The 17,738-nt window shown below is 73.4% G+C and carries 17 protein-coding genes; 1 reads left to right on the top strand and 16 read right to left on the bottom strand.

All coding sequences use genetic code 11. The features are described from left to right. Nucleotides 1-210 precede the first annotated feature (210 nt). Nucleotides 211-678, top strand: coding sequence for a hypothetical protein (locus tag ACFYPJ_RS24245; RefSeq protein WP_389021181.1), 468 nt, complete (start codon nt 211-213; stop codon nt 676-678). 19 nt (nt 679-697) lie between these two features. Here ACFYPJ_RS24245 and hypE read toward each other — a convergent pair whose 3' ends face one another. The 16 genes from hypE to ACFYPJ_RS24165 all read right to left on the bottom strand — a co-directional run bounded on the left by hypE (nt 698) and on the right by ACFYPJ_RS24165 (nt 17,576). Beyond that, entirely contained in the window at nt 698-1,765 is a 1,068-nt protein-coding gene (gene hypE, locus ACFYPJ_RS24240; protein WP_389020803.1) for a hydrogenase expression/formation protein HypE, read from the bottom strand. Beyond that, complete coding sequence (gene hypD / locus ACFYPJ_RS24235; RefSeq protein WP_389020801.1) at nt 1,758-2,882, bottom strand: hydrogenase formation protein HypD; 1,125 nt, start codon at nt 2,880-2,882, stop codon at nt 1,758-1,760. Before hypD ends, hypE begins: the two co-directional genes overlap by 8 nt. After that, the gene (locus ACFYPJ_RS24230) at nt 2,879-3,181 is read right to left on the bottom strand and encodes a HypC/HybG/HupF family hydrogenase formation chaperone (RefSeq protein WP_389020799.1); all 303 of its coding nucleotides are present in this window, start codon (nt 3,179-3,181) and stop codon (nt 2,879-2,881) included. The genes hypD and ACFYPJ_RS24230 overlap by 4 nt, the downstream gene beginning before the upstream one ends. 35 nt (nt 3,182-3,216) lie before the next feature. Beyond that, nucleotides 3,217-5,613, bottom strand: a complete 2,397-nt coding sequence (gene hypF, locus ACFYPJ_RS24225; protein WP_389020797.1) for a carbamoyltransferase HypF — start codon at nt 5,611-5,613, stop codon at nt 3,217-3,219. Then, nucleotides 5,610-6,362, bottom strand: a complete 753-nt coding sequence (hypB, locus tag ACFYPJ_RS24220) for a hydrogenase nickel incorporation protein HypB (protein ID WP_389020794.1) — start codon at nt 6,360-6,362, stop codon at nt 5,610-5,612. Before hypB ends, hypF begins: the two co-directional genes overlap by 4 nt. Before the next feature lie 3 nt (nt 6,363-6,365). Beyond that, entirely contained in the window at nt 6,366-6,761 is a 396-nt protein-coding gene (locus ACFYPJ_RS24215; protein WP_389020791.1) for a hydrogenase maturation nickel metallochaperone HypA, read from the bottom strand. A 178-nt stretch (nt 6,762-6,939) separates the two neighbouring features. Then, entirely contained in the window at nt 6,940-7,041 is a 102-nt protein-coding gene (locus ACFYPJ_RS24210) for a DUF6893 family small protein (RefSeq protein WP_389020788.1), read from the bottom strand. 36 nt (nt 7,042-7,077) lie between these two features. Then, the gene (locus ACFYPJ_RS24205) at nt 7,078-7,614 is read right to left on the bottom strand and encodes a hydrogenase maturation protease (RefSeq protein ID WP_389020785.1); all 537 of its coding nucleotides are present in this window, start codon (nt 7,612-7,614) and stop codon (nt 7,078-7,080) included. Then, a complete protein-coding gene (locus ACFYPJ_RS24200; protein ID WP_389020782.1) occupies nt 7,614-9,035 on the bottom strand; it encodes a hypothetical protein in 1,422 nt (473 codons plus the stop codon). Before ACFYPJ_RS24200 ends, ACFYPJ_RS24205 begins: the two co-directional genes overlap by 1 nt. Next, nucleotides 9,032-9,712 (bottom strand): DUF6084 family protein, encoded by a 681-nt coding sequence (locus ACFYPJ_RS24195; RefSeq protein WP_389020780.1) that lies wholly within the window; start codon nt 9,710-9,712, stop codon nt 9,032-9,034. Before ACFYPJ_RS24195 ends, ACFYPJ_RS24200 begins: the two co-directional genes overlap by 4 nt. Continuing rightward, the gene (locus ACFYPJ_RS24190) at nt 9,709-10,362 is read right to left on the bottom strand and encodes a DUF5947 family protein (protein WP_389020777.1); all 654 of its coding nucleotides are present in this window, start codon (nt 10,360-10,362) and stop codon (nt 9,709-9,711) included. The genes ACFYPJ_RS24195 and ACFYPJ_RS24190 overlap by 4 nt, the downstream gene beginning before the upstream one ends. Then, entirely contained in the window at nt 10,359-10,901 is a 543-nt protein-coding gene (locus ACFYPJ_RS24185) for a hypothetical protein (protein ID WP_389020774.1), read from the bottom strand. Before ACFYPJ_RS24185 ends, ACFYPJ_RS24190 begins: the two co-directional genes overlap by 4 nt. Further along, nucleotides 10,898-12,682 (bottom strand): nickel-dependent hydrogenase large subunit, encoded by a 1,785-nt coding sequence (locus tag ACFYPJ_RS24180; protein WP_389020772.1) that lies wholly within the window; start codon nt 12,680-12,682, stop codon nt 10,898-10,900. Before ACFYPJ_RS24180 ends, ACFYPJ_RS24185 begins: the two co-directional genes overlap by 4 nt. Before the next feature lie 69 nt (nt 12,683-12,751). After that, on the bottom strand, nt 12,752-13,840 hold the full coding sequence (locus ACFYPJ_RS24175; RefSeq protein WP_389020769.1) for a hydrogenase expression protein HypE: 1,089 nt from the start codon (nt 13,838-13,840) through the stop codon (nt 12,752-12,754). Between the two features lie 70 nt (nt 13,841-13,910). Continuing rightward, nucleotides 13,911-15,680 carry a hydrogenase maturation protein gene (locus ACFYPJ_RS24170; protein WP_389020766.1) on the bottom strand — a complete coding sequence of 590 codons (1,770 nt, stop codon included), beginning with the start codon at nt 15,678-15,680 and terminating at the stop codon, nt 13,911-13,913. Nucleotides 15,681-16,049: 369 nt separating this feature from the next. Beyond that, nucleotides 16,050-17,576 (bottom strand): helix-turn-helix domain-containing protein, encoded by a 1,527-nt coding sequence (locus ACFYPJ_RS24165; protein WP_389021178.1) that lies wholly within the window; start codon nt 17,574-17,576, stop codon nt 16,050-16,052. Nucleotides 17,577-17,738 lie beyond the last annotated feature (162 nt).

Here is a 17,738-nt window from a genome sequence, read left to right as displayed (position 1 = left end):
AGGGGAGTGAACGGTCGAATTCGTCGCTCCAGCAATGATCTGCGACTGAATCGATCGGCTAGAGGATCGATCCATGTGTCAACCGGCTCGTTCGTTGAATCGCCGGGCAGACCGCCCCTTCCCTGCCTAGAAATATCTACGAGTATGCATATGCCGGGTTGGTGTGCCGTACCGTGCGGTCCCCTCATGGCCCGGCATCCGGAGACGCAGATGGCGGATGTGATGTGGATGCGGGGCGTGGAGTGGCTGGCGGCGGCCTCCTGCAACCCGCGGGCCTGCAAGCGGGAGTGGGACCAGGGCGACGGTGTCGCGCTGCTGGAGGCCGGGCGCTACTGGGATGTGCTCAGCGTCCCGGACGAGTTGGGCATGCTCGCCCTCGACCTGCTGTGGAGCCCGGCCCTGCCGGTGCCGGGCCCCACGCTCGCCGACGGGGGAGCCCGCCGGGTCGGGTTCTTCCTGCCGCCCGACCCCGGCAGCCGGTGGGTCGGGGCCGGGCTGCGGCACGCGAGCAAGGGCGCGTGGGTCGCGGTGCCGCCGCCGTACCGGCCAGCCGGGCTCATGGAGTGGCTGGTGCCGCCGGACGGCTCGGGCGCGCTGCACACGCCCACCGCGGTGGAGGTCGCCCTGCGCCAGGCGCACGGCACCCTGGCCGTCCTCGGGCCGCCGGACTCCGCGTGAACCCGGCGGCCCGGCCCCCTCAGCAGATCCGCGGCAACTGCTCCCCCAGCGGCATGTCGACCACCCGGGTGCCGCCCAGACCGGTACGGGCCACCACCATGCCGGGGTGGTCGGCCACCGCCTCGCCGATGATCGCGGCCTGCGCGCCCAGCGGATGCGCCCGCATCGCCGCCAGTACGGCGTCGGCGTGCTCGCGCGGCACGAACGCCACGAGCTTGCCCTCGTTGGCGACGTAGAACGGGTCGAGGCCGAGTACGGCACAGGCGCTGGCGACGGCCGGCGGGACCGGCACGTCGCGTTCCGTGATGACGACGCCGGTGCCCGAGGCGGCCGCGATCTCGTTGAGCGCGGCCGCGAGTCCCCCGCGGGTGGGGTCGCGCAGCACATGGAGGTCCGGGGTGACGGCGAGCATGTCCGCCACCAGACCGCCGAGCGCCGCGCAGTCGCTGACGATCTCCACGCCGAACTCCAGGCCCTCGCGCACACTCATGACGGCCACACCGTGCACACCGACCGGCCCGCTGACGATCACCACGTCGCCGGGCACCACCCGGGCCGGACGCAGGTCGACGCCCGCCGGGATCAGGCCGATGCCGGCCGTGTTGACGAAGATCCCGTCGCCGTGCCCGGACTCGACCACCTTGGTGTCGCCGGTCGCGACCTCCACGCCCGCCGTGCGCGCGGCGGCACCGAGCGCCTCGGCCACCCGTGCCACGGTCTCGATCTCCACCCCTTCCTCCAGGATGAATCCGCAGGAGAGGTAGGCGGCTCTGGCGCCGCTCATGGCGAGGTCGTTGACGGTGCCGTTGACCGCGAGATCGCCGATGCTGCCGCCGGGGAAGAACAGCGGCCGTACCACGAAGGAGTCGGTGGAGAAGGCCAGCCGGACACCGCCCAGGGACAGCGCGGCCGCGTCGCCCAGCTCGGCGAGGGCCGCCCCGCCGAACGCGGGCGCGAACACGTGCTCCACCAGTTCGGCGGAGAGCGTGCCCCCGCCGCCGTGGCCCATGACGACGCGGGGCTGGTCGCGCAGCGGGGCCGGGCAGGTCCAGCCTGTCACGTCCAGGGTGTCGGTGGTGTCAGGCAACGGGGCTCGCCTCCCGGGGCGCGGGCGTGTTCTGCAGGCGTCGGTAGAGGTAGTAGGCGGCGCAGGCACCCTCGCTGGAGACCATGGTGGCGCCGAGCGGGGTGCGCGGGGTGCAACGGGTGCCGAACGCCTCGCACTGGTGGGGCTTGAGCAGGCCCTGGAGGACCTCGCCGCTGCGGCACTCGGCCGGCTCCTGGGTGCGGATGCCGTCGACGCTGAACCGCAGTTCGGCGTCGTAGGCGCGGTACTTCTCGGACAGCCGCCAGCCGCTGCCGGGGATCACGCCGATCCCCCGCCAGGGCCGGTCGGTGACCTCGAAGACGTCCTCCAGCATGGCCCTGGCCGCGGGATTGCCCTCGGCCCGCACGGCCCGCGGGTAGGCGTTCTCGACGGTGTGCTCACCGCGTTCGAGCTGCGTCACGGTGCGGCGTACGCCTTCGAGGATGTCCAGCGGTTCGAAGCCGGTGACGACGATGGGCACGCGGTGGCGCCGGGCCAGCTCCGGGTACTCGTCGACGCCCATGACGGTGCACACGTGCCCGGCGGCGAGGAACGCCTGTACCCGGCAGCTCGGCGAGCGCATGATCGCCTCGATGGCGGGCGGCACCCGGACGTGCGAGACCAGCAGGCTGAAGTTGCGGATGCCGAGCCTGCGGGCCTGGTGGACGGTCATCGCGTTGGGCGGCGCGGTGGTCTCGAAGCCGATGCCGAAGAACACCACCTCGCGGTCCGGGTGTTGCTGGGCGATCCGCAGGGCGTCCAGCGGCGAGTAGACGACCCGTACGTCGCCACCCTGCCCGCGCACCTGGAACAGGTCGCGGCCCGTCCCGGGCACCCGGAGCATGTCGCCGAAGGAGCAGAAGATCACCTCGGGGCGGGAGGCGATCTCCAGGGCCTTGTCGATGACCTCCAGCGGTGTGACACACACCGGGCAGCCCGGACCGTGGATCAACTCGACTTGCTCGGGCAGGAGCTGGTCGATGCCGTGGCGGATGATGGAGTGCGTCTGCCCGCCGCAGACCTCCATCAGCGCCCAGGGCCTGGTGACCGTCGCGTGGATCTCGTCGAGGAGCCGGCGGGCCAGCTCCGGGTCCTGGAACTCGTCGATGTACTTCACTGCCGTGCCTCCTCGCCCGGGTGTCCGGTGCCCGCGTCCGCGGCGGCCTCCCAGGGGTCGCCGAACTCCTCCTGGAGCATGCCGAGTTCGGCGAAGAGTTCGAGCGTCCTGCGGGCCGATTCCTCGTCGAGCCGTTGCAGCGCGAAACCGACGTGCACGATGGCGTACTCGCCGACCTGCAGGTCGGGCAGGTACTCCAGGCACACCTCCTTGACCACGCCGCCGAAATCGACGGTGGCCACCCGGGTGCCGTCCCGTTCGTCGATGTCCAGCACTCTGCCGGGTACCGCCAGGCACATGGGCCTCTCCTCGCTGTGGGATGGTGCGTCGGTCTTCAGGGGGTCGTCCCGCCCGGGCCGGCCGTCCGGGCGGCCACCATCAGCTGCCCCAGGGCCAGTCCGCCGTCGCCGGGCGGGACCAGGCGGTGGCGGAGCACGGTGAAGCCGTCCGCCGCCAGAGCCGCGGCGCAGGCCGAGGAGAGCAGGGAGTTGAGGAACACGCCGCCGGTGAGGGCGACGGTGTCCGTTCCGTGCCGGTCCCGGGCCAGCAGGCAGACGTGGTGCACGAGGCGGGTGACGGCCCGGTGGAAGCGGGCGGCGACGGCTGCCGCGGGCACGCCGGCCCGCAGGTCGGCGACGATCGCGGCCAGGACCGGCGCCGCGTCGGCCCGCAGCGGTCCGGCACCCGGTCGCCCGTCACCGCACTCCCCCTCGCGCACGGCGAAGGCATAGGCGGCGGTGTCCGTGGCGGGGGCGCACAGCGCGGCGGCCTCCAGTTCCATGGCGGCCTGGGCCTCGTACCCGGCCCGGTGGCACACGCCGGCGAGGGACGACACCGCGTCGAAGAGGCGGCCCATGCTGGAGGTGGGCACGCAGCCGAGGCCGCGCTCCAACTGCCGTTCCAGTACACCTCGTTCGACCGGTGGGCAGGCGGCCACACAGGGCAGGTCGGCGGACCAGTCGAGGCCGGCCGCGCGCAGGTGCGCGAGCGCCATGCGGTAGGGCCGGTGCACCGCGGCGTCGCCGCCCGGCAGGGGTACGTAGGCCAGGTGTCCGACGCGGGTGAAACCGGCGTAGTCCGCGAGCAGGAACTCCCCGCCCCACACCGCTCCGTCGTCGCCGTGGCCGGTGCCGTCGAATGCCGCGCCGAGCACGGGCCGGCCGCCGTCCAGTCCGTGTTCGGCCATCGCGGCGGCGATGTGCGCGTGGTGGTGCTGGACGCGGACCACCGGCCGTCCGGCGGCGTTGCGGTCGGCCCACCGGGCGGAGCGGTAGCCCGGGTGCCGGTCGGCCGCCAGCAGTTCGGGCCGCACCGGTGTGATCGACTCCAGTTGGGCCACCGCGCGGCCGAAGGCGCGCTGGGTGGCGAGGTCGTCCATGTCCCCGATGTGCGCCGACAGCCAGGCCCGCCGGCCGGCGCCGAGACAGCACGCGTTCTTCAGGTCACCGCCGACCGCGAGGGCCGGGCGCACCGGCACGGGCAGGTCCAGGGGCAGCGGCGCGTAGCCGCGGGCGCGGCGCACCAGCAGCGGCTGCCCGTCGCACACCCGCACCACCGAGTCGTCGCAGGGCACATGGATCGGCCGGTCGTGGGTGAGCCAGGCGTCGGCCAGACGGGCGAGGCGTTCCAGGGCCTCCCCGTCGTCGGTGACGATCGGTTCGCCGGACACGTTGCCGCTCGTCATGACCAGCAGCCGGGGGCCCTCGGGGTCTCCGGGCAGGCCCAGCAGGAGGTGGTGCAGGGGGGTGTAGGGCAGCATCACGCCGAGGTCGGGGCTGCCGGGGGCGACCTGGTCCGCCGGGCGCGGACCGGCGGGTGCGGTACCGGCGCGGCGGCGCAGCAGCACGATGGGGCGGACCGGGCCGCCGAGCAGTGCGCGTTCCGCCTCGTCGGGCGACACCAGGTGTGCGATGTCGTCGAGGCCGCGGACCATCAGCGCGAACGGCTTGTCGCCCCGTGCCTTGCGCTGCCGCAGCAGTGCGACGGCCCGGGGATCGGTGGCGTCGCAGGCCAGGTGGTAGCCGCCGAGCCCCTTCACCGCGACGACCGCGCCCCGCGCCAGCAGCCGCCGTGCCCCGGCCACCGGGTCCGCGTCGGTGACCTCCTCGGGGGCGGCGCCGGGATGCGGGCGGCGGACGAGCAGGCGCAGCCGTGGACCGCAGTCCGGGCAGGCGACGGGCTGGGCGTGGAAGCGCCGGTCGGCGGGGTCGGCGTACTCGCGGGCGCAGCCGGGGCACAGCGGGAAGCGGGCCATGGTGGTGTGCGGCCGGTCGTAGGGCAGGCCGGTGACGATCGTGAGTCGGGGGCCGCAGTGGGTGCAGTTGACGAAGGGGTGGCGGTGGCGCCGGTCGGCGGGGTCGGCGAGTTCGCGCAGGCAGGCGGCGCAGGTCGCCGTGTCCGGGGGGATGAGGGCGCCGGCCGGGCCGCCGGTGCGGGAGGCGAGAATCGTGAACGCGCCGTCGCCGGTGACCGGCACGTCCTGATGGTCGACGCCGTCGACACGGGCCAGCGGCGGGGCGTCCGGCGCGATCCGCGCGCAGAACCGGCCCACGGCCGCCGGGGCGCCCTCGACCTCGACGACCACCCCGTCCGGCGTGTTGGTCACGTGCCCGGTCAGGCCGAGCGAGGTGGCGAGGCCGTGGACGTAGGGCCGGAAGCCGACGCCCTGCACCACACCGCGGACGACGACCCGGCGGCGCAGCGCCTCCTCGGTTGCCCCGGTGACGCTCACGGGTGCGACGGGACCGTGGCGTGGGTGTGGCCGCCGTGGGAGTGCCCGGCGTGCTCGTGCGGGCGGCGGGCCATGACCGGGGTGTGCGGCGGGGTGCCGTCGGCGGCGGCCAGGGCCCGCTCCAGGAGGATGCCGAGCCCCTGTTGTCCGCGCACCGACGTCAGCACCACCTCGACGCCCGGGTTGACCTGCTCGACGTGGGCGCGGAACGCCTCCTCGTCGAAGCCCACGGCCTGGGCGATGTCGGTCTTGGTGACGACCACCAGGTGGGCGAGGCCGAAGGCGGTGGGGTACTTCAGCGGCTTGTCCTCGCCCTCCGTCACGGAGGCCAGGACCACCCGCAGGCTCTCGCCGAGGTCGTAGGAGGCCGGGCAGACGAGGTTGCCGACGTTCTCCACGAACAGCAGCCGCGTCGGCTCCGGCAGCCACTCCTCGATGTGCCGGGCTAGCATCCCGGCCTCCAGATGGCACAGCCCGTCGGTGAGGATCTGTCTGACCGGGACCCCGGAACGCTTGAGCCGGGCAGCGTCGTTCTCGGTGGCGAGGTCGGCGGTGAGCGCGGCGACCGGCACGAACCGCTCACGGGCCAGGGTCAGTTCGTGCTCCAGCAGGGCGGTCTTGCCGCTGCCCGGGCTGGAGAGCAGGTTGACGACCGTGGTGCCGCGGGCCGCGAGGCGCGCGCGCAGGGCCTGCGCGGACTCGTCGTTGCGGGCGAGCACGGACTGTTGGAGATCCACCGCACGGCACATGGTTCAACGCTCCTCGACGCTCGGTTCACAAGGGGGTGCCGACGTCGTCCCGTCCTCCCAGCGCACCCCGGTGATGCGCAGTTCGCGGCCGGACAGCAGGTCGGTGCTGGCGCCCCGGCACCGCGGGCAGCTCAGCCGGGGCGGCATGCCGACCGCCCATTCGTGGTCGCAGGGCGCGCAGCGGGCCCGCCCCGGCACGGGTTCGGTGACCAGTTCGGCGCCCTCCAGCAGGGTTCCGGCACAGGCCAGTTCGAAGGAGAAGGCAAGGGCGTCGGGTACGACACCGGCCAGTTCGCCCACCTGGAGCCGCACCGAGCGCACCGCGGTGACGTCGCCGGCCCGTTCGGCGGCCTCCGCCACCTGCTCGATCACCGCCAGCGCGATGGACATCTCGTGCATCTGCCTCCGTCCGGGCGGGCCGTACGTGCACACGGAGCGGGCCGTACGTACGCGAACGGCCGTCTCCCATTAGAGGTGCGGGGTGCCGGACCGCCGGCCCGGCACGCCGCCGTGGCCGGGCCGCGTACGTCGTTTGCCGCAGCGCCCCGCCGGGGCGGGGTGCGCCGCGGGACGGGGCTCACATGCTGCGGATCTTCAGATAGCGCCGGAGGTCGGGCAGGGACTGCACGACGACCATGGCGACCGCGGCGGCCAGTGCGCCGACGACGATCTTCTTCATGGGACTCTCCTCACTTCGCTTCGCGGCTTCGGCAGTTCAGTTCACGGCGTCGGCCGGTGGACACGGTTCGGGTGCCGGGGACGCGGCCAGCAGGTCCTCGACGAGCCGGACGGCCTGCGGCACGGCCGCGGCGACCGGAGCGCTCAGCCCCATCCGCTCGTCCACCGAGGCAGGTTCGCACCCCACGACGAGGATGCGGCGCGGGGGCTCTGCGCCGGTGCCGGCGCAGAGGGTGCCGAGCAGGGCGAGCACGGCGTCCGGGGTCATGCGGTGGCCGTCCAGCGAGGCGCCCGCCGCCTCGGCCCGGCCGGCGTCCTCGTGCTCGATGACGTAGAGGGTGCCCGGTGGGCCGCCGCGTGCCGTGGCGTCCACCAGGACCAGGGTGTCGTAGCCGTCGAGAAGCCGGTAGGCGAGGTGCACGCCGCGCACCCCGATGTCGGCGACCTCGACGTGGCCGGGCAGCGGGCGGCCGGTCAGGGCGCGGGCGGTCTCCACGCCGAAGGCGTCGTCGCCGAGGAAGACGTTCCCGATGCCCGCGACGAGGATCCGGCCGGCCGTGATGGGGGCGCTCATCAGTCGTCGTCCTTCGGCCAGGCGAGTTCGTCGGGCTGGAAGTAGAGGAAGCGGCCCTGTTCGCGGCGCAGGTCGGCGCCCGGGTCGCCGTCCAGGGTGACCGCCACGTGCACCACGCCGTCCACGTCGTGCAGCACCGCCTCGACCGTCGCGCCGCTGCCGTGCAGGAACAGGTCCTGGGCGTCGGTGCGGCGCGCGCCTGGGCGCAGCACGAGGCGGCTGCCCGCGCGTACCGGCCGGCCGTCGAGGAGGACGCTGTCGTGACCGGGGTCGAAACCGGCGTCGGAGGCCGGGTCCCACCACGGGGTGTCCGGCCGCGGCACGCCGTGTTCGTCGGGGAAGCCCGCTCCGGCGTTCGGCCCGGTCGCCTCGCGCAGGCCGCGGACCGTGCCGTGCAGGCGTTCCAGCACCTCGGGTGGGAGCGAGTCCGCCAGGTCGATCACGGCGGCGGCCCGTTCGTCGGTGCCCCGCGCCTCGCGTTTCTCCTCGTCGGTGAGGGCGGCGGTGCGCAGTGCGAGGATCTCGTCGATCTCGGTCGCGTCGTACAGGGCGCCGGGGCTCTCGGGGGCGATGGCCGGGTGGTCCTCCAGGATGATCGGCGAGGACAGCACCACGTCCGTGCGGCCGGGCTCGGCGGCCAGCACCGGCCAGGTGTGCAGGTTGCGGCAGCCGGCGACCGCGCCCTTCGCCCACTGCGGCGGGTCGGTCATCGACAGGAACGAGCCGCGGTCCACGGTCAGCAGGAGGTGGGCGGCCACCAGGGAGCGCGGCAGGGCCGCGTCCCGGTCGGCGGCGCGGCCGGCCGGCGGGTTCCAGTCGCTGGTGTTCTCGGCGACCGCGGTCAGCCGCAGCACCCGGTAGGGGCCGTCGAGTTCGGCTGCCGACAGGCGCAGCCGGCCGGTCAGCGGCTCGTACCGGTGGACGGTACGGCCCGCCGTGCGGCCGTCGGCGTCGAGGACGGTCTCCTGGTCGGTGCCGGCGGGCCGCTCGACGGCGACGGTGACGTCCCCGGCGAGGAGGTCGGCGACCGGCACGACGGCCGTGACGCGTTCCTCCACCCCTTCGTCCCAGGGGACCAGCACCCGGTCCGCCAGACGGAGTTCGGAGACGGTCTCGAAACCGCCGCCCGTGACCGCCCGTTGGACGGTGCGGCGGCGGGCGCGCAGGAACCGCAGCTCGACGGCGAGCGCGGCGCCCGCCTTGGGTTCCAGCAGGCACTCGGTGTGCTGGAAGGAGTGCTCCTCGCAGTCGGCGCCCCAGCCGGGCGGCACCAGCACGCCGAACTGCCAGCGCAGCCGGTTCTTCGCGGCCGAGGCCCGGTAGGGGTAGAGCACGTAGCCCTCGAAGAGGACGGCGTCGGCCACTTTCCGGGCGACGGCGAGGCGTGCCTCGGTCTCGGGGGCGAACGCGGTCACACTCACGGAGCGGTCCTTCCGGTCGTGCTGGTGAGGACGGATCCCGGTGCGGACTCGGTCCGCGCCTGTGCGAGCAGGGCCTGTACGGTCGCCTCCCAGGAGGGCAGCGCCCGGCCCGAGCGGAACGCCAGCAGGGCGTCCATGGTGTCGCGGGGCAGCCGGATCCAGCCGCAGCCGGGGAAGTGCTGTTCGACCATCTCGCGCCAGGTGGCGACCGGCATCCGGAAGGCGGCCTCCCGGTCCCACGGGACGGGTTCGACGCGAAAGCCGCGGGCGCCGGTGAACGCCGTTCCGGAGAACAGCATCAGCAGGGGTACGTCTCCCCCGCCGAGCGCGTCGAGATAGCGGGTGGCGGCGATGTCCATGTCGTAGGTGCAGGGCACGACCAGGTCCGTCTCGGTCTCCCGGGTGAAGCCGGGGACCATCAGCGGGACCTCGGCGAACTGCACCGGCTGCAGGGTGCTGCCCCACCGGGAGGGCTCGCCGAACAGGTCCACGAGCCCGTCGGTCTCCGCGCGGTCGTAGCCGCGCCGGGCGGGTTCGACACGGATCTGGCAGCGCAGCGCCAGGGCGTGCACGGGTTCGTCGTCGGGGGTGGTGATCCGCAGCCGGAACACCAGGGTGGGGCCGGCCGCGTAGCGGTCGGCGCGCACTGCGGTGCAGGCGAAGGAGAGCCGGCTCATGGGCGGACCTCCGTGCCGACGGGCCGGGCCCGGTCCTCGACGTGCGCGAAGAAGGCGTCCAGGGCGGCCCGGGCCTCGGCCCCGCCGTCGAAGCCCTGCCACAAAAGCCGCATCCGGCCGACGAGTTCGTAGCAGATGTCGATCGGCACCAGGTAGCAGCCGCAGCCGTCGTCGGTGCGACGCACGAGCAGTGCCTCCACGTCGGGTTCGAGCAGTCCGGCGAGGGCGCTCTCGCCGAGCACCGCGCTCCAGGCGGCCGGTTCCAGTTCGCTCTCGGTGGCTCCGGCCGGACTCGGGTAGAGGGAGACGAGCCGGTCGAGTGCGGCGTTGCGGAAGAAGAAGGCGACGCCGACCGGGATGCGCAGGGTGTCCCAGGCGCGGTCGTCGAGGCGGTGGTCCGGGTCGGTGAGGTAGCGGGCGGGGACCGCTCGGAAGCGGCCGCCGCCGGCACCGGGCTGCTCCATCAGCAGGAAGCAGGCCATGCAGGCACAGACCAGGGCCCGCCGCTCGGTGTCGACGAGGTGGCGGTGGTCCGTGTCCGCCACGGGGGTCGCGCACAGTCCGCAGCGTTCCGGCTGCGGCGGGCGCTCGGACAGGAACCGGCGCAGGCCGCGGCCGGTGTGCGTCGTGGGGGCCGGGGTCGCGCTCATGCACCGGCCCCGGGACGGGTGCCGATCTGCAGCAGTGCGGGCTCGGCGGTGCCCGGCCGCACCTCGACGGCCGTGACCTCGGGCGCGAAGCAGGAGAGCGCGTCCTCGGCGGCCTGCCGCAGGTCCGGGGCGCCGGCGGCGCAGCCACAGCCCCCGCCGGAGACGGCGCGCAGCCGCAGCGTTCCCGTCACCTCGTCGAGGCCGAGGACTTCGAGCGCGTCGGGGCCGGCGCCGTCGATGCTGTCGAGGGCGCGGCCGATGCGGGCGTTCAGGTCCTCGGGGTGCAGGTCGTGCAGGAGCAGCAGGCTCGCGACGAGTCCGTCGCCGTACAGGGTCTCGGCGCGTGTCCGGTCCTCGGGGGCGGAGAGCAGTTCCAGGATCCGGGCCAGGCCCGCGCCGTAGAACTCCATGAGGGAGCGCACGAGTTCCTCGGCCGCCGCGACGGCGGCCGGGTCCCCGGTGGCGGAGAGCCGGTCGAGCACCTCCTCGATGCGCCGGCCGGCCCGTTCCGCGTGCGCCGGTGCCGCGGTGGCGCTCATCCGCCGAGTCCGCTCAGGCCGGTGGGTACGTGCATCTTCTCCACGGTCCGGCCGTCGCCGACGTACATGTGGACGCCGCACGGCAGACAGGGGTCAAAGCTGCGCACGGCGCGCATGATGTCGATGCCCTTGAAGCTGTCCGGCGGGTTCTCCTCGAAGATGGGGGTGTTCTGCACGGCGTCCTCGTAGGGTCCCGGCGTGCCGTAGGGGTCGCGGACGCTGGCGTTCCACGGGGTGGGCGGGTACGGGTGGTAGTTGGCGATCTTGCCGTCGCGGATCACCATGTGGTGGGAGAGGAGACCGCGGACCGCCTCGGTGAATCCGACGCCGATGCTCTCGTCCGGCACCTCGAACTTCTCCCAGGTCTGGGTGCGTCCGGCGCGGACCTCTTCGAGGCCCTTCTCCGCGAAGTGCAGCGCGAGGGCGGCGGTGTACGCCTGGAAGTAGCTGCGCGCCCGGTTGCGTTCCAGGGCGTTGCTCCACTTCGGGATCTTCCACTCGAAGGTCGTCTCGGGCCGGGTCATGGTGCGCGGCAGGGTGATGACGACGCTCTGCCCGGTGGCCTTCACCCCGCCGGTGTCGACCAGGCCGGCCAGGGCGGTGGACCACAGCCGGGCGAGGGGACCGCCGCCGGTGTCCAGGGCGAGGTGGTCCTTGCCGTCGAACCAGCGGGGCGACATCACCCAGCTGTACTTGTCCTCGAAGTTCCGCTTCTGCGGGGCGGGGATGGTGTGCTGGTTCCAGGGGTGGCGCGGGTCGACCGGGTTGCCCAGCGGGTCGTGGGTGACGAACTGTTCCCGGCCCGCCCAGTCCTCGTAGTAGGAACTGCCCAGCAGGATGCGGATGCCGAGGTTGATCTCGGTGAGGTCGGTGGTGACGAGCTTGCCGTCGACGACGACGCCCGGGGTGACGAACATGCGCCGTCCCCAGTCCGTCATGTTGGCGTAGGTGAAGTCACAGTACTCGGGGTCGTTGAGCGCTCCCCAGCAGCCGAGCAGGACGCGACGCCGGCCGACTTCCTCGTAGCCGGGCAGGGCCTCGTAGAAGAAGTCGAACAGGTCGTCGTGGAGCGGGACGACGCGTTTCATGAACTCCACGTACCGCATCAGACGGCTGAGGTAGTCCGTGAACAACTGGACGGAGGCGTTGGTGCCGACGCCGCCCGGGTAGAGCGTGGAGGGGTGCACGTGGCGGCCCTCCATCAGGCAGAACATCTCCCGGGTGTAGCGGCTGACCTGGAGCGCCTCGCGGTAGAAGTCGCCCTCCATGGGGTTCAGGGAGCGCATGATGTCGGCGATGGTGCGGTAGCCGTGGTCCGCTGCGTGCGGTGCCTCGGTGCGTTCGGCGAGGTCGAGGACGCCGGGGTTGGTCTCCTTGACCATCTTCTCGCAGTAGTCGACCCCGACCAGGTTCTCCTGGAAGATGTTGTGGTCGAACATGTACTCCGCGGCCTCGCCGAGGTTGATGACCCACTCGCCGAGGTGCGGCGGCTTGACCCCGTAGGCCATGTTCTGCGCGTACACCGAGCAGGTGGCGTGGTTGTCGCCGCAGATGCCGCAGATGCGGCTGGTGATGAAGTGCGCGTCGCGGGGGTCCTTGCCGCGCATGAACACGCTGTAGCCGCGGAAGACCGACGAGGTGCTGTAGCACTCGGCGACCCGCTTCTGCTTGAAGTCGATCTTCGTGTGGATGCCCAGGCTGCCCACGATCCGGGTGATCGGATCCCAGGACATCTCGATCAGGCCGCTGCCGTCGCGGGCCGCTTTGCTCGTCGGTGCCATGGTGTCAGTCGTGCCCTTCTGCGAGCGGGAGGTGCGGGAAGCGGGACGGGGCGTGGCTGCTCGTGGTGATCACCACGGCGGGCGGTACCCGGTGGTGAGCTTGCCGCCGGTGTGGCGCCACTTGGGCTCCTGGTCGACGGTGTGCTGGGTGACCGAGCGCAGTCGGCGGATCACCGCGCCGTAGGCGCCGCTGGCCTTGGTCGACAGCGTCGCGCCGGGGGGCTGGTCCATGAACGGCATGAACTTGTCGGGGAAACCGGGCATGGTGCAGGCGATGCAGATGCCGCCGACGTTCGGGCAGCCGCCGATGCCGTTCATCCAGCCGCGCTTGGGCACGTTGCACTTCACCACGGGACCCCAGCAGCCGATCTTGACCAGGCACTTGGGCGAGTCGTACGTCTCGGCGAAGTCGCCCTGCTCGTAGTAGCCGGCCCGGTCGCAGCCCTCGTGCACGGTGGCGCCGAACAGCCAGGCCGGGCGGAGCTTGTCGTCCAGGGGGATCATCGGGGCGGAACCCGCCGCCTGGTAGAGCAGGTAGGTGAGCGTCTCGGCGAAGTTGTCGGGCTGGATGGGACAGCCCGGGACGCACACGATGGGGATGCCCGCCTTGGACTTCCAGTCCCAGCCGAGGTAGTCCGGCACGCCCATCGCGCCGGTCGGGTTGCCCGCCATGGCGTGGATGCCGCCGTAGGTGGCGCAGGTGCCGATGGCGACGACGGCGAGGGCCTTGGGGGCGAGCCGGTCGATCCACTCGCTCGTGGTGATCGGCTGGCCGGTCTCCGGGTTGTCGCCGAAGCCGCACCAGTAGCCCTCGGGCTTGATCGCCTCGTTCGGTACGGATCCCTCCACCACCAGCACGAACGGGTCGATCTCGCCCCGCTCGCCCTTGAAGAACCACTCGATGAACGTGTCGGCGCCGCCGACCGGGCCGCATTCGAAGTCGATGAGCGGCCAGTGGACCTCGATCTTCGGCAGCCCCGGCAGCACGCCGAGCGCGATCTGCTCGATGCTCGGCTGCATGGCGGCGGTCAGCGCGACCGAGTCGCCGTCGCAGCTCAGCCCGGCGTTGATCCAGAGGATGTGGATCGTGGGCGTCTCGTCGGCGGTCGTGCCGCCGGCGTCCGTCGTCTCGGCAGTGCTGTGCTTGGCCCGAGTCATGCGACCGCCTCCTCAGGGAGGTAGAGGATAAAAGCAGACATTCCGACTGCCTTTTTCGTGTTACTTCGTATCAGGCGTCCGGGCGCGGTGAGAGGTCTGTTTGGTCCGTTCCAGTGACACGGGGTGCGGACCGGCCGCCGGGCTCGGCGGCCGCGCGCGGGCCCGCGGCGCGGGGGAGGTGCGGCGGCGTGCCGGCCGGGCGCTGCTTGCGGACGAAGGCCCGGCGCAGCGCGTGGTACGGGGCGTCCGGGTCGTCGAAGGTGCGGCGCATCCGGGCCAGCTCGCGGTCCCGGAACACGGACAGCGGTTCGACGGCCTCCTGGCGGTCCAGTTCGGCCTTCTTGTCCGCGATCCGGGACGACGTCCCCGGTACCGCCGCCAGCCGGGCCGCCAGCCGGGCCACCTGCCCGGCGAAGTCCCCGGGCGCGCACTCGACGACCCGGTCCGCCAGGCCCATCCGCAGGGCTCCGGCGGCGCTCACCGGAAGGGCCTCCCGCATCAGCCGCTCGGCCGCCGCCGCTCCCACCCGGCGGGGCAGTGAGTACGTCCAGTACTCCGATCCGTACAGGCCCATGAGCCGGTAGTGCGGGTTCAGCACGGTCCCTGACCGGCACCACACCTCGTCGGCGGCCAGGGCGAGCATCACCCCGCCGGCCGCGGCGTTGCCGCCGAGGGCGCAGACCACCAGGCGGTCGGTGGTCGTCAGGACGGCCTCCACCAGGTCGTCGATGGCGTTGATGTTGGCCCAGGACTCGGCGGCGGGATCCGCGGCGGCCTCGATGACGCCGAGGTGGATGCCATTGGAGAAGAAGTCGCGCCGGCCGCCCAGCACCAGTACGCCGGTGGGGCGTGCGCACGCCTCGCGGTAGGCGGCGAGCAGGCGTCGGCACTGCGCGGTGCTCATGGCGCCGCCGGGAAAGGCGAACTCCAGGAAGCCGATGTCGCCGTCCTCCCGGTAGCCGATGTCGGTCCAGCCGCACCGGCTCGCGTCGGTGGTCGGGGCGGGCGCGAATTCGGGCAGGTCGGGCAGCAGGTCCCCGAGGGCCGTCACCGCCGGCAGCTTGACGGCGGGCGGCCGGCCGGGCAGCCGTCTGCGGCGCAGTTCCGGGATCCACACGGCGCCGTCGGCCGTGGCCCGGCAGACCGCACCGGCCCGGGTGGCCAGCAGGGCCCCCGGGGCGCCGTACAGGTGGTGTTCGGGATGGCCGCCGTGCAGGTACCACTCCTCGCCGTACAGGACGTCCAGTACGCCGGGCCGGGAGTCCGCGGCGCGCAGCTTGCGCACGACCGTCCGGGTGGAGTCCGCACTCCAGTCGATCCGCCGGACGCTCTGGTCGAGGTAGGGGCGGGCCCGCCCGGCCCGCTGCGGTTGCGGCGTGAACGAGCCCGACCCGAAGCGCTCGACGGCGAGGACGACGGCGGCCAGCGCGGCGTCGGCGACCTCGCCCCGGTACAGGTCGCTCTTGCCCACCGGGGGCACGGGGCAGCGCACCGACGCCCACACGGCACCGGCGTCCATCTCCTCCTCCGCCTGGAGGACCGTGACTCCCCAGTCCTCGGCGCCTTCCTGGATCGCCCAGTCCAGCGCGGACGGCCCGCGGTCCCCCAGAGGGCCCGGGTGCACGACGAGACAGGGCCACGCCGTCCACACCTCGCGGGGGATCGCCGTCGTCAGCATCGGTGCGACGACCAGCCCGGGGGCGTGCCGCCGGACGGTCTCGGCCAGTTGGTGGCCGGGGAGGGCGAGTTCCACCGCGATGGTGTGCCCGCGGTCCCGCAGTTCGGCGTGGACCCGTTGGGTGAGGCTGTTGAAGGCGCTGGCCACGAGCAGAATGTGCACGGTGTACTCCCGGCGGACGGAGACGCGGGCCGGCCCGACCGGCCGATGCGATCGTCGGACACACGCCGCCCGGCGTCCCGGCGACCGGCTGCCCGGGTCACCCGAAAGCGGACGCCCGCACCGCCACCCGGCCGTCTGCCGCCGCCCTGGACCCGCGCCCGCCCGGTCCCTGCCCGGGGCGGCTCTCCGTCCGCGCGGGGCCGTCCGGTGCCGGCCGCGTCCAAAACGCGGCGCGGGGGCGCGACCGGACCCCCGTACCGGTCGTGCCCCCACCGACTGCTGAACCTATGTGCGTAACGCCCCGGGGGGGTATCGCGCCGATGCCCGCCGTCGGACCACGAGGACTCACCTGTGCACAGTCAAGTCCGTTTAGCCCGGTTCATTACCCCGCTGCGTACGACGCAGAACGGGCTCGGTGAGATCACCGACGACCAGGTGGGCCAGGACGACCTCGTAGAGATCGCTGCCCGCGGCGAGAAGCTGGCGTTCCAGGACGGGTTCCGCGCTGCGGACGTGCTCGCGCACGGTCTGGGCGTGGACCCCGAGGTCCTGGGCGGCTCGCTCCGCGTTCCCGCCCGCGGCGATCCAGGCACGCAGCGTGCCGCGCAGGTCGCGCCCGTCGTGGACCAGGCGGTCGAGGAGGTCGTGGGCCCAGGTGCGGATCGCGGTCCCGGCGAGCAGACCGCCGAGCCGGACGGCGGGCGGCTCGGCGGGCGGCCCCTGAGGTCCGGGTGCGGCACAGCCCGCCTGGGTGTTCAGCGCGAGGTGGACGGTGGCCCGGACGGCGAGGTCGGAGAAGTCGGTGCGCAGCAGCGCCTCGACGCGGTCCATGCGGGCCCGGACGGTGTTGCGGCTGACGCCGAGCACCTTCGCCGCGTTGACCGCGGTGTACTCCAGTCCCAGCCGGGTGGTGGCGAGCAGTTCGGCCCGGGTGTGGTGGGGCAGGGTGTCCAGCGGCCGCAGCACGTCGGCGGACCAGGCGCGCAGGGCGGTGAGGTCCATCAGCGTCTGCGGATGGGTGCGCTCCGCGTAGACGGCCGACTGGTCGGGGCGGAAGTGGGCGACGGCGAGGGCGCTGATGGCCTGGCCGTAGGCGAGCGAGGTGCGGGCGAGGCTCTGCCGGACGCTGCCGCCGAGATAGATGCCGGGGCGGCTGTCGACGAGCGAGCGCAGCCGCTCCCCGGCCACCGCGGTGGGGGTGACGACGATGATGTGCCGGTCCATCGCGGGGCAGCGCACGACGAGGGCCCGGCCGCCGGTCGCCTCGATGCACTCCTCGACGAGCCCGTCCCGCGTCTCGGCGGCCCCTTCGACGACGTACACGCTGGCGGTGTCGGTGTCGAGCAGGCCCGGCCACAGGCCCGCGGCGACCCGGCGGGCCGCAATGGTGTCCTCCACCATGAGCAGTTGCAGGATCGCCAGCCGCAGGTCGGCGGTGGCCCGTCTCAGGCGCTGCCCGGCGGCCGTCAGTTCGCCTTCGCGCAGCAGGAGTTCGACGACCGGGGCGGTGCGGGTCACGATCTCCGCCGCCCGCCGGTCGAACGGGGCGGCCCGGGCGACGGCCAGCACGCCCGTCGACGCCTGGACCGGTCCGTAGTGGCGCACCGCGACCAGGCGGACGTACCGCCCGTCGTCCTCCACGGCGGCCGAGGAGATCCGTCCGGTCACCACGTCCGTGACCAGCGTGTCGGCCAGTGGCACCGGAGCGCCCGCGAGTACGGCTCCCGTGTCGTCCCACACGCACACGGCGCCGTCCACGGCCCGGGCGAGCCAGTCGACCACCCTGCGCAGTTCGCGTGCGCCGGGACGCAGTTGGTCGAGGAGTTCCTCGGCCCATGCGGTGTCCGCGGCGCTCAGTATCCGGGTGCGGGGGCCCTTGTCCGCCAGGCCGGCCATCTCGCGCTTCTCCTCGTTCATCCGGTTGCCCTAGGTGTGGGGAGCGACGCTACCGGACGCGCGGCCCGCTTTTCGCCCGGCCTCCGCCGCACCGGCACGGGGGCGCAGGTCACCGCCGGCGGCCCCGGGGGACGGGTCGCCGACGGTGACGGCCGGCTCGGA

Origin of the sequence: Streptomyces sp. NPDC006012 (assembly GCF_042871185.1) — a bacterium.
Taxonomy (GTDB): Bacteria; Actinomycetota; Actinomycetes; order Streptomycetales; family Streptomycetaceae; genus Streptomyces.
This window is presented reverse-complemented; position numbering and strand designations above follow the sequence as displayed.